Here is a 10,805-nt window from a genome sequence, read left to right on the forward strand (position 1 = left end):
CGAGTCGGATCAGGCCGAGCCGAGTCCGGGCGGGCCGGACCAAGCCGAGTTGGGCCGGGCCGAGTTGGGCCTGAGCGGGCCGAGCCGACCGCCATCCCCAAACCTCCCGAGCCAGACCGACGGCCGCCGCACCCCGACCCGCCTCGCAGCCCGACCGCATCCCGCAACCCGACCGCCTCGCGCGTCCCCCCGTGGTCGTACTCGGGTGTGCGACCGCAGTGTGATCCGCGATGACCCGCGTGCCGGCCATGATCGTCGTGAGCGGTCGAGGAGCGGCCGTTGTTCCACCCCGGACACCGCAGGTCACCAGTTCGTCGTGCGCCGACGCGTGCGCCACCCGCTTGGAGGACGCATGTCGCTCACCGCCGTGGACCGACGTCCGCGCCCCTCGTCGGACGTGGTCGGGCCGGGGGTGGGCGCGCCGCCGGACCGTCTCCGCTGGGTCGGGTTCGGTGGGGTGCTGCTGCTCGCGGTGGCGGCCTGGGTCGGGGTGGTGGCGCGGTCGGGCGTGGCGGCCACGGTGTCGCTCGCCGCTGGGGTCGCGGGGGTCGGGGTGGTGGTGCTCGTGTGGGCGCTGCTCGGTCGGGTCGTGCTCGCGGGCGGTCCTCGGCCGACCGCGCGCTGGCTCACCGGGACGCTGGCGCTCTGGTCCGCACCGCTGCTCGTCGCCCCTCCCCTGTTCAGCCGGGACGTGTTCAGCTACCTCGCGCAGGGCGAGGTCGCCGCCCGCGGTCTCGACCCCAACGTCGTCGGTCCCGCCACCGGCCTCGGCGCGGCCTCCGACGTCGTCGAGCGCGTGGGCGGCTACTGGCGCGACACGCCCTCGCCCTACGGTCCGCTGTTCGGCGCGGTCGAGCGGCTGGTCGCCAGGGTGTCCGGTGGGGACCCGGTGGTGGGTGTCCTCGCGCACCGCCTGGTCGAGGTGCTGGGCCTGCTGCTCATCGTGTGGGCCGCGCCCCGGCTCGCCGCCGCGGCCGGGGCGTCGGAACGCGTCGCGCTCTGGCTCGGCGTGCTCAACCCGCTGGTGCTGTGGCACCTCGTGGCCGGTGTCCACAACGACTCCCTGATGCTGGGCCTCATGCTCGCCGGGACGGCCGTCGCGCTGGACGCGCTGCGGAAGGACGTCGAGTGGTGGCCGTTCCTGTGCGGCGTGGTGCTCATCGCGCTCGGCGCGCAGGTGAAGCTGCCCGCGCTCGTCGCGCTCGCGGTGGTCGGGACCGCACTGGCCCGCCGTCGGGGCGGCTCGGTCGTGGACTTCCTGCTCGCCGGGTTCGGCATGGTGGCCGCGTTCGCGGCGGTGTCCGTCGCCGTGTCGCTCTCGACCGGACTCGGGTTCGGCTGGATCGGCGCGCTGGGCACGTCGGGGCTCGTCGATAGCTGGATGGCGCCCACGAACTGGTTCGGCTTCCTCACCGGCGGCATCGGGTCGCTGGTCGGCGCGGACATCACCCGGACCATGATCGGCGTCGGCAAGGTCCTCGGCTCCGCGCTCGCGGTGGGCGGGATCGCGGTCGTGCTGCACCGGCAGTGGCGAGGCCGGTTCGACGCCGTCACGTCGTTGGGCATGATGACGGGCGTGGTCGTCGTCCTCGGTCCGGTGGTGCAGCCCTGGTACCTCCTGTGGGCACTGGTCCCCCTGGCCGCGAGCGGGCTCCCGGTCCGCGCGCTGTCCAAGCTGGCCGGTCTCGTCGTCGTGTTCGCCGTGCTCGTGCCGCCGCTGGCGGGCGACTTCTCGGGGCGGGTCGGTCAGCTCGTCACGGGCTACGCGATCGGGATCGCCCTGGTGGGAGCGGTGTTCCCGCTGCTGCGCGCCACGTCCGCCGAGAGGCCGAAGTCGCTTGTCTGACGTCGCCATCGCCCCACGTCCGACGTCGCTCGCCCCCGTGCTCCGGCGGTGCGCGACCGCCGCGCTCGCGGGCGCGCTGCTGCACGCCGCGTTCCCGCCCCGCACCCTCTGGTGGACCGCCGTCCTCGCGTTCGCCCTGCTGTGGTGGGCGCTGCGGGGAGCGCGCGTCCGCCGCGCTGCCCTGCTGGGCTTCGTGTTCGGCTTCGCGTTCTTCCTGCTCCACCTCCTGTGGATCGACGACTTCCTCGGCCGCGACTTCGGGCCCGCGCCGTGGCTCGTGCTGTCCGCGGTGATGGCCCTGTTCACCGCGGGCGCGTGCGCGCTCATGCCGCTGGTGGCCCGACTTCCCGCCGCCCCGGTGTGGGCGGCGCTGCTGTTCGTGCTCCAGGAGTCGGCGCGCGGGCGGGTGCCGTTCAACGGCTTCCCGTGGGGACGGGTGGCGTTCGGCCAGGTCGAAGGCCCCTACCTGCGGCTCGCGGCGATCGGCGGCGCGCCGCTGGTGTCGTTCGCGGTCGTGGTCACGGGGTTCGGCGTGGCGGCGTGGGCCGCGCGGCCCCGTGACGCGCGGCGGGCGTGGCCGGTGCTCCCGCTGGTCGCGGCACTGGCCGTGGCGCCCGCCGCGGACGCGCAGGACGGCGTCCGCACCGTGGCCGTCGTGCAGGGCAACGCCCCCGACGTCGGACTGGGACTGCTGGACCAGCGGGACACGTTGCGCCGCAACCACCTGCGCGTCACGGCGGACCTGGCGAACGCGATCCGCGCGGCCGAGGTGCCCGCGCCGGACCTCGTCGTGTGGCCGGAGAGCGCGACCGGCACCAGCGGCCACGACCCGGTGCTGGACCGGGCCGTCGCCGACCTCGGCGTGCCCACCCTCGTCGGCGCGCTGCGGCACGTGGACGGACAGCAGGAGAACACCGTCATCGCGTGGGACCCGAGGACCGGCGCGGGCCGGTCGTACGTGAAGCAGGAACTGGTGCCGTTCGCCGAGCACATCCCGCTGAGGTGGCTCGCAGGCCTGGTCACGCCGTTCGCGGACACCCCGGACCTGCGCGCGGGCACCGAACCCGGCGTCCTGGACGTCGCGGGCACCCGCGTGGGCGTCGGGATCTGCTACGAGGTGGCCTACGACGGGGTGCTGCGCGACAGCGCCGCCCTCGGCGCGCGGCTGTTCGTGGTGCCCACCAACAACGCCTGGTACGGGCGCGGCGAGATGACCTACCAGCAGCTCGCCATGGCCAGGCTGCGCGCGGTCGAGCACGGGCGGGCCGTGGTCGTGGCGGCGATCAGCGGGGTGAGCGCCGTGGTGCGCCCCGACGGCGGTGTGGTGCGGTCGACCGGGATGTTCACCGAGGACACCCTCGTGGCGACCGTCCCGCTCCGCTCGGACACCACCCCCGCCACCCGGTGGGGCGCGCTTCTGGAGGCCCTGTTCGCGCTGGCCGCGCTCGGGGCGTGCGCGGCCGGCGCGCGCCTCCGGCCCGGTGCCGGCGCGCGCCTCCGGCCCGGTGCCGGCGCGCGCCTCCGGCCCGGTGACCGCCGGTGACGTGCCCGAAGTCCTCTGCGGACGGGCGGCCCTGTCAGGCGGGCGGGGCCAGCACGATGACCGAGTTGTGGCCGCCCATCCCCAGCGACGACTTCACCGTGATGCCGTCGCTGATCGGCGACGGCCCGTTGAGCAGCCGCGGGTGTCCGGGCGCGACGGTCGGCGGCGCGGGCACCAGCCCCCGGTCGTAGCCCAGCGCGGTCACCGCCACCTCGACCGCCGACGCCGCGCCCTGGCAGTGCCCGGTCAGCGGCTTCACCGAGTACACCTCGGTGTCCGCCGGGAACATCCGGTCCAGCACCGTGGCCTCGGCGAGGTCGCACTGCGCCGTACCCGGCCCGTGGGCGTTGAGGTAGCGCACGGCCGACGCGGGCACACCCGCGTTGACCAGCGCGTCCTGGAAGCAGGCGGTGACGTGGGACAGACCGGGGTCGATCGAGGTCGCGTGGTACGCGTCGTGGGACATGGCACCGCCGAGCGTGATCGCGTACGGCCGGTCCGCCCGCCGCGACAGCACGAACGACACCGACGCCTCCCCCATGATGAAACCCCTGCTGCCCTGCTGGAACGGGCGGCACGCGTCCAACGGCTCCGCGTCGGTGATCGCCACGCCGAGCCGGACGAAGTGGGACACGTTCTCCGGCGTGAGCGACAGGTCGGTCGCCACGAACACCACGTCGTCGACGAGACCGGCGTCCAGCCAGGACTTCGCGGTGATCAGGCCCGCGTTGCCGGACGCGCACATCGCGGACACGTTCATCGCCGGACCGTGGAACCCGAACTCCTGCATGAACGTGGACATCGGCGTCGACGGCATCAGCGCCAGGTACTCGCGCACCGGCAGCTCACCGCCGCGGGTCGTGTAGAACTCCCGCCACAGGTCCACCTCGCCCAGCACCACCGCGTGCAGCAGGCCGACCCTCCGGCCCGGACGCCAGCCGCGGTCGCCCGCGTCCCGAATGGCCTCCCGCGCGGACGCGCGCATCGCCCTGGCGAACCGGGTCTGACCGTCCTTCGGGGCACCTCCCTCGGGGACGCGGGCGGCCCACACCTCGTCACCGGGGTACTGCCCGAGACCCGGCACCACCGTGGCGGCGGGCTTGCCGCTCAGCAGACCGTCCCACAGCGGCTCACGGCCCCACCCGTACCCGCTGACGACGCCGATACCGCAAATACCCACGCCCTGCGCGTCCATCTCCGCTCCTCCCCGATTCGAGGACCGACACCGCCGACACCGGAACCGCGGCGGACGTTCCGCCGAACGGAGCAAGAGCGGCAGCGCGGACTCGTGTCGACCGGTGGCGTGAACCCGCGAAACACCACCTGAATGCGTCTGAGCACACCGTTCCCACCGCCAGCACCCCTGATGGTAACGGTGCCGGCCCCGCCGTAGGGCACGATCAGCCGCCGCCCGCAACCCGAAATCCACTGTGGACTGTTCCGGGTGGATCACCGGATGCCACCCCCGCACCCGACCTGAGCGGCGACCCGCTATAACGACACACCGTGTGCCGTAGGTGGGTGGGTTTTGCGCGAACGATGTAGTAGGACTCCACGATGGCAACGCCACGGCGGATCGGACGCGACAACGGGCCTGGGAGCCACGACGTGAAGGAGCTCATGGGCGACGTCGGAGCGGACCACGAACTGGTGGTCGAACTGGCGCTGTCGGCCGGGCGTGCTGTTGCATGGTGGTTCGACGTCGACACCGACACCCTCGCGTGGATGCCGGGGCTCGGCGAGATGGTGGGGGTGCCCGGCGCGGACGAGGGCCTGGTGAAGGCCCGTCTGTCCGAACTGGTCGCCCCGCTGACCGTCGCCGCGAAAGCGGCTCCGGTCTGGCAGGACTTCGAACTGGAACAACCATGTGAGACGCCGGGAGGGACCATCCGCTGGATCCAGTTCCGGGCGCGGGTGTCGGGAGAGCCGGACAGCAGGCGCCTGGTCGGCGTCGCGACGGACGTCACCGAACAGCACGACCAGGAGCAGGCGCTCACCGACCTGGCCGACCGGTACCGGCTGCTCGTCGAGCTGTCGCCGGAGGCGATCGTCGTGCACGAGGCGGGCCTGATCGTCTACGCGAACCCGGCCGCCGTCCGGTTCGCGCGCGCGACCTCCACCGCCGAGGTCCTCAACCGGCCGATCACCGACTTCGTCCACCCCAACTCGGTGTCCCCGATGCTGCACCGCATCTCCGAGTTAGGCACGCCGGGCGCCGCGAGCGACCCGGCCCAGGCGGTCCTCCTGCGGTCCGACGGCAGCACCCTCGACGTCGAGTCGGTGTCCGTGCGGACCACGTGGGAGGGACGCCCGGCGTTCCAGGTGATCATGCGCGACGTGACCGCCCAGAAAGCGGCCGCCGCCGCCCTGCACTACCAGGCCGCGCTCGTCGCCCACGTCAGCGACGCCCTCGTCGCGACCACCGCCGACGGCCTGGTCACGAGCTGGAACCCGACCGCCGAGACCGTGTACGGCCGCGCCGCGGACCAGGCCATCGGCCAGCCGATCCAGGCCGTGGTTGGCGCCCCCCTCGACCCCCGCGCCATCCTCGACGCGGGCGGCGTCGAGCAGGCCGTCCACCACCGGGCCGACGGCGGCCCCCTCGCCGTCCGCGTATCGGTCGCCAGGATGGGCGACGGGTACGTCCTCGTCTGCGCGGACGAGACCGCCCGCAGACGGGCCGAACAGCACTTCACCACCGTGGTCGCCGCACTGGAGGAAGGCGTCATCGTGGTCGGCCCCACCGGGCTGGTCGAATCGGCCAACCCCGCGGCCGAACGCATCCTCGGCATCCGCGAGCAGGAGGTCGTCGGCCTCCCGACGACCCTGGCCGAGCTCTACGACGAGACCGGCTCACGCCTGCCCGCGGCCAACTACCTGTCGGCCCGCACGAGGCTCACCGGCGAAGCGCAGAACGGGCGCATCCTCAGCATGACCAGGCCCGACGGCGCCCGCATCTGGCTGTCCCTGAGCTGCCACGCCCTCGACGCGGCGGGCGACGGCCCCTCCGCCGTCGTCGTCTCGTTCACCGACATCACCGAACGCCGGATGCTCGACGGCATGCTGGAGCACGAGGCGACCCACGACGCACTGACCGGCCTGTTCAACCGCACGGTCATCATCGAGCGGCTCAGCAGGACCGCCCGCAACCACCGCTCCGGCCGAACCGCCATCCTCTTCATCGACCTGGACAAATTCAAGATCATCAACGACTCGCTCGGCCACAGCGCGGGCGACAAGGTCCTCCAGGTCCTCGGCACGCGACTGAGCCGCGGCGTCCGCCGAGGCGACGTCGTCGGCAGGCTCGGCGGCGACGAGTTCGCCGTCATCGCCCACGGCACCGCCAGCCGCGACGAGGCGACCGCCCTGGCCGAGCACATCAGGAGCGCGCTCAACGAACCCATCACCGTCGACGGCCGCAACCTGCACATCGACGCCAGCGTCGGCATCGTGATCGCCGACCCGGACGACCCGCGCGACGGCGCGGACCTCCTCCGCGACGCCGACCTCGCGATGTACGAGGCCAAGACGCGCGGCCGAGGACGGCACGCGTTCTTCGACGTCGACCTGCTGGAACGCACCCAACGACGACTCCAGCTCGAACAAGACCTGCGCCAAGCCCCCCGCACCGACCAGCTCTGGGTCGCCTACCAGCCGATCGTCGACCTCCGCACCGGCCGCACCACCATGGTCGAAGGCCTCCTGCGCTGGACCCACCCCCGCTACGGCGCCATCCCGCCGATCGAGTTCATCGGACTCGCCGAGGAGAGCGACCTCATCAACGTGGTCGGCGTCCACATGCTCCGCAAGGCCACCGGCGAGATCCTCGACCTGCGCGCCGACCACAACCCCGACCTGGGGCTCACCGTCAACCTGTCCGCACGCCAACTCGACGACCCGCACCTGGTCACCGCCGTGCGCGAAGCACTCCGCACCACCGGGCTCCCCCCGAACGACCTCTGCCTGGAGATCACCGAGAGCGCCCTCATGCGCGACCCCACGATCGCCGCCCGCACCCTCGCCGCCCTGCGGGACCTCGGCGTCCGACTCGCCATCGACGACTTCGGCACCGGCTACTCGTCACTCGCCCAACTGCTGACCCTGCCGCTGGACACCCTCAAGATCGACCAGTCGTTCACCGCGGGACTGGGCAAGTCCGACGACGCCGAGGCCATCGTCACCAGCATCATCGCCATGGCCCACGCCGTCGACCTCACCGTCGTCGCCGAAGGCGTCGAACACGCGCTCCAACTCGACATCCTGCGCCGACTCGGCTGCGACCAGGCACAGGGCTACCACCTGGGCCGCCCCTCCGCCCAACCCGACCTCGACCGGGTGTTCTGACGACGACGGGCAGGTGCGGCGACGGACCACCCGCGCCGCACCTGCCCGTCACGGGCGCCGTCCACACCGGACGACACCCGACCGCTCTCAGGAACGCGGGCGCTTCACGGGCTCGGCGGGCCTCTCCTTCAGCCGCGCCTCCTCCCGGCGGACCTCGGCCTGCGTGGCGCGCTCCTTGCGCAACCACGTCGGGATGTCCGCCTTCAGCGCGTCGATCTGCTCCGTCGTCAACGACTCGGTGATACCACCGCGCACGAGACCGCCGATGGAGACACCCAGCTTCGCCGCGACGACCGGCCGCGGGTGCGGACCGTCACGCCGGAGGTCGCGCAGCCACTCCGGCGGATCGGCCTGGAGGGCGTTCAACTCGTCGCGCGAAACGACACCCTCCTGGAACTCCGCGGGCGTGGCCTCGAGGTACACACCCAGCTTCTTCGCCGCAGTAGCGGGCTTCATCGTCTGGGGGGTCTTCTGCGACTTCATGGGGGCAAGGGTATCGGGCGCGTCCGCCGCTCCCGGTCACGCCCGGTAATCTGACCCCGTGACCGGCCCGGACGTACCCCCATCCTTCACCCTCGCCTACGTACCGGGCGTCACGCCCACCAAGTGGGTGCGGATCTGGAACGAACGGTCACCCGACGTCCCCCTGGTCCTCGTCCAGGTGTCCGCCGCGGACGCCGCCGCCACCGCGCGCGACCGCGCCGCCGACGCCGTCCTCCTGCGCTTGCCGATCGACAGGACCGGCCTGCACGCGATCCCCCTCTACACCGAGACCACCGTGGTCGTCGTCCCGAAGGACCACGTCGCCGCCGCGGCCGACGAGCTGTCCACCGACGACATCGCCGACGACATCGTCCTGCACCCCCTCGACGACACCCTCGACTGGGAACGACCACCCGGCCGCCCGGCGATCTCCCGCCCCGCCACCACCGCCGACGCCATCCAACTGGTCGCGGCGGGCATCGGCCTGCTCGTCGTCCCCCAGTCCCTCGCCCGCCTCCACCACCGCAAGGACCTCACCTACCGACCGCTCGCCGACGCCCCCGAATCGCGGGTCGCGCTGTCCTGGCCGGAGGACGAGACCACAGACCTGACCGAACAGCTCATCGGCATCATCCGCGGCCGAACCGTCAACAGCACCCGCGGCCCGGCACCGACACCCGCCCCCGCCAAACCCGCCGCGGACACCCGCAAACCCGCCCCCCGAACCCCGCGCCGCCCCACCCCCAAAACGGGCAAGCGCGGAAAACCCCGCCGCCGGGCGTGACCGGGACACCGACCCCGATCACCGACGGCACGATCACCGCGACGACAGGCAGTCAGTCAGTCCACAATGGACTCGTTCAACAGCGCCATGCACGCCAACGGCGCCACGACCACCACCGCCGGCGGCCCCGACACGCCCGACGACCCACCCCCGACCATTCCGCAGGCGACCTGAACCCACGCCAGGTCGACCCCTCTCCCCCGTCGACAGCAGATCCCACCCCACAGTCGCCCACCAACGGCCCGCCCCGTCACCGAACAGCCTTCCCCCTTCCCGGCGGTCTGTTGTCGCCCTTGGCCTTCCCGCCCACCGCACGCACCTCCATCTCTACTTTCAGTCAACACTGAAGCCTTCAAGAACACCGATACCGCCAGCTCCCCCGAATGCGCCACGACGAACGCCGCTACCGCTCCCGCCTCCCAGCCCGCAAGCTCGAACACGGCTTTCCCTATCCCTGCGGAGGCAGCCTTGTTCTCGAAGAGATCCACGACACCGCTGGTGGGCGTCCTGCTGCTCGCCAGTGCCCTGCTCAGCCCGCTCACGGCGACCGCGGCCCCCGCCGCACCGGCCGCGCCGGACATCCCGGTGGCCAACGTCCAAGCGCACCTCAACGACCTCCAGGCCATCGCGACGAGCAACAGCGGCAACCGGGCGCACGGGCGGCCCGGTTACCGCGCGTCGATCGACTTCGTGAAGGCGAAACTGGACGCGGTCGGGTTCCAGACCTCGTTGCAGCAGTTCACGTCGAGCGGCGCGACCGGCTGGAACCTGATCGCCGACTGGCCGGGCGGCGACCCGCAGAACGTGCTGATGCTGGGCGGCCACCTGGACAGCGTCACGGCGGGTCCCGGCATCAACGACAACGGGACGGGGTCCGCGGGCATCCTGGAGGTCGCGCTGACCGTCGCGCGCGAGCAGTTCCAACCGGACAAGCACCTGCGGTTCGGCTGGTGGGGCGCGGAGGAGCTGGGGCTGATCGGGTCCACGTTCTACGTGAACAGCCTGGCAGCGGCCGAGAAGGCGAAGATCAAGGCGTACCTGAACTTCGACATGACCGGGTCGCCGAACCCCGGCTACTTCGTCTACAGCGCCAGCGGCCAGCCCACCGGGTCGCTGGAGGTGCAGCAGGTCCTGGAGTCGCACTTCACCACGATCGGCGTGCCGACCGAGCTGACCCAGGTCGGCGGCCGGTCCGACCACGCCGCGTTCGCCCGCGCGGGCATCGCGACCGGCGGCCTGTTCACCGGCGCCGAGGTCATCATGACCAGCGCGCAGGCGCAGAAGTGGGGCGGCGTCTCGGGTCGGGCCTTCGACCCCTGCTACCACCGGGCGTGCGACACGATCAGCAACATCAACGTCCCCGCGCTGGACCGCAACACCGACGCCATCGCCCACGCGCTGTGGACGCTCTCGGGCCCGGTCGCTCCGCCCGGTCCGCGCTTCGAGAACACCGACGACGTGACGATCCCCGACCTGAGCACGGTCGAGAGTTCGATCACCGTCTCCGGTGTCACGGGCAACGCCCCGGCCGCGCTGGGCGTGGGCGTCGACATCAGCCACACCTACCGGGGTGACCTGGTGATCGACCTGGTCGCGCCGGACGGCACCGCGTTCCGGGTGAAGGGTTCCAGCAGCGACAGCGGGAACGACCTGGTCACGACCTACCCGGTGAACGCCTCCGGCGAGGTCGCCAACGGCGTGTGGAAGCTGCGCGTCCAGGACGTCGCCGCGCAGGACACCGGCCGGATCAACGGCTGGTCGCTCCAGTTCTGACGCGAGTCCGGTCGGGGGGGGGGGGGGGCGCC

Annotated in this window: 7 protein-coding genes; 5 read left to right on the forward strand and 2 right to left on the reverse strand. The window is 72.5% G+C overall.

Going from position 1 to position 10,805, the window contains the following annotated elements:
* Positions 1-352: 352 nt before the first annotated feature.
* Together mptB and lnt are read left to right on the forward strand one after the other, a co-directional pair.
* A complete protein-coding gene (mptB, locus tag NZH93_RS00485) occupies positions 353-1,846 on the forward strand; it encodes a polyprenol phosphomannose-dependent alpha 1,6 mannosyltransferase MptB (protein WP_259620838.1) in 1,494 nt (497 codons plus the stop codon).
* Positions 1,839-3,389, forward strand: a complete 1,551-nt coding sequence (gene lnt / locus NZH93_RS00490; RefSeq protein WP_259620839.1) for an apolipoprotein N-acyltransferase — start codon at positions 1,839-1,841, stop codon at positions 3,387-3,389. Before mptB ends, lnt begins: the two co-directional genes overlap by 8 nt.
* A gap of 34 nt (positions 3,390-3,423) precedes the next feature.
* Here the strand turns inward: lnt and NZH93_RS00495 are convergent, their stop codons facing one another.
* Positions 3,424-4,584, reverse strand: coding sequence for a beta-ketoacyl synthase N-terminal-like domain-containing protein (locus NZH93_RS00495; RefSeq protein WP_259620840.1), 1,161 nt, complete (start codon positions 4,582-4,584; stop codon positions 3,424-3,426).
* 413 nt (positions 4,585-4,997) lie between these two features.
* On the opposite strand from NZH93_RS00495, the gene NZH93_RS00500 reads away from it, so the two are divergent.
* Positions 4,998-7,733 carry a sensor domain-containing protein gene (locus tag NZH93_RS00500; protein ID WP_308214153.1) on the forward strand — a complete coding sequence of 912 codons (2,736 nt, stop codon included), beginning with the start codon at positions 4,998-5,000 and terminating at the stop codon, positions 7,731-7,733.
* Positions 7,734-7,820: 87 nt separating this feature from the next.
* On the opposite strand, the gene NZH93_RS00505 is transcribed toward NZH93_RS00500, so the two are convergent.
* Positions 7,821-8,216, reverse strand: coding sequence for a DUF5997 family protein (locus NZH93_RS00505; RefSeq protein ID WP_259620841.1), 396 nt, complete (start codon positions 8,214-8,216; stop codon positions 7,821-7,823).
* Between the two features lie 58 nt (positions 8,217-8,274).
* Here NZH93_RS00505 and NZH93_RS00510 point away from each other — a divergent pair, with 58 nt between their 5' ends.
* The gene (locus NZH93_RS00510) at positions 8,275-9,000 is read left to right on the forward strand and encodes a LysR substrate-binding domain-containing protein (protein WP_259620842.1); all 726 of its coding nucleotides are present in this window, start codon (positions 8,275-8,277) and stop codon (positions 8,998-9,000) included.
* Positions 9,001-9,468: 468 nt separating this feature from the next.
* A complete protein-coding gene (locus tag NZH93_RS00515) occupies positions 9,469-10,773 on the forward strand; it encodes a M28 family peptidase (RefSeq protein WP_259620843.1) in 1,305 nt (434 codons plus the stop codon).
* The last annotated feature ends 32 nt before the right edge of the window (positions 10,774-10,805 follow it).

Origin of the sequence: Umezawaea endophytica (assembly GCF_025061645.1) — a bacterium.
Taxonomy (GTDB): Bacteria; Actinomycetota; Actinomycetes; order Mycobacteriales; family Pseudonocardiaceae; genus Umezawaea; species Umezawaea endophytica.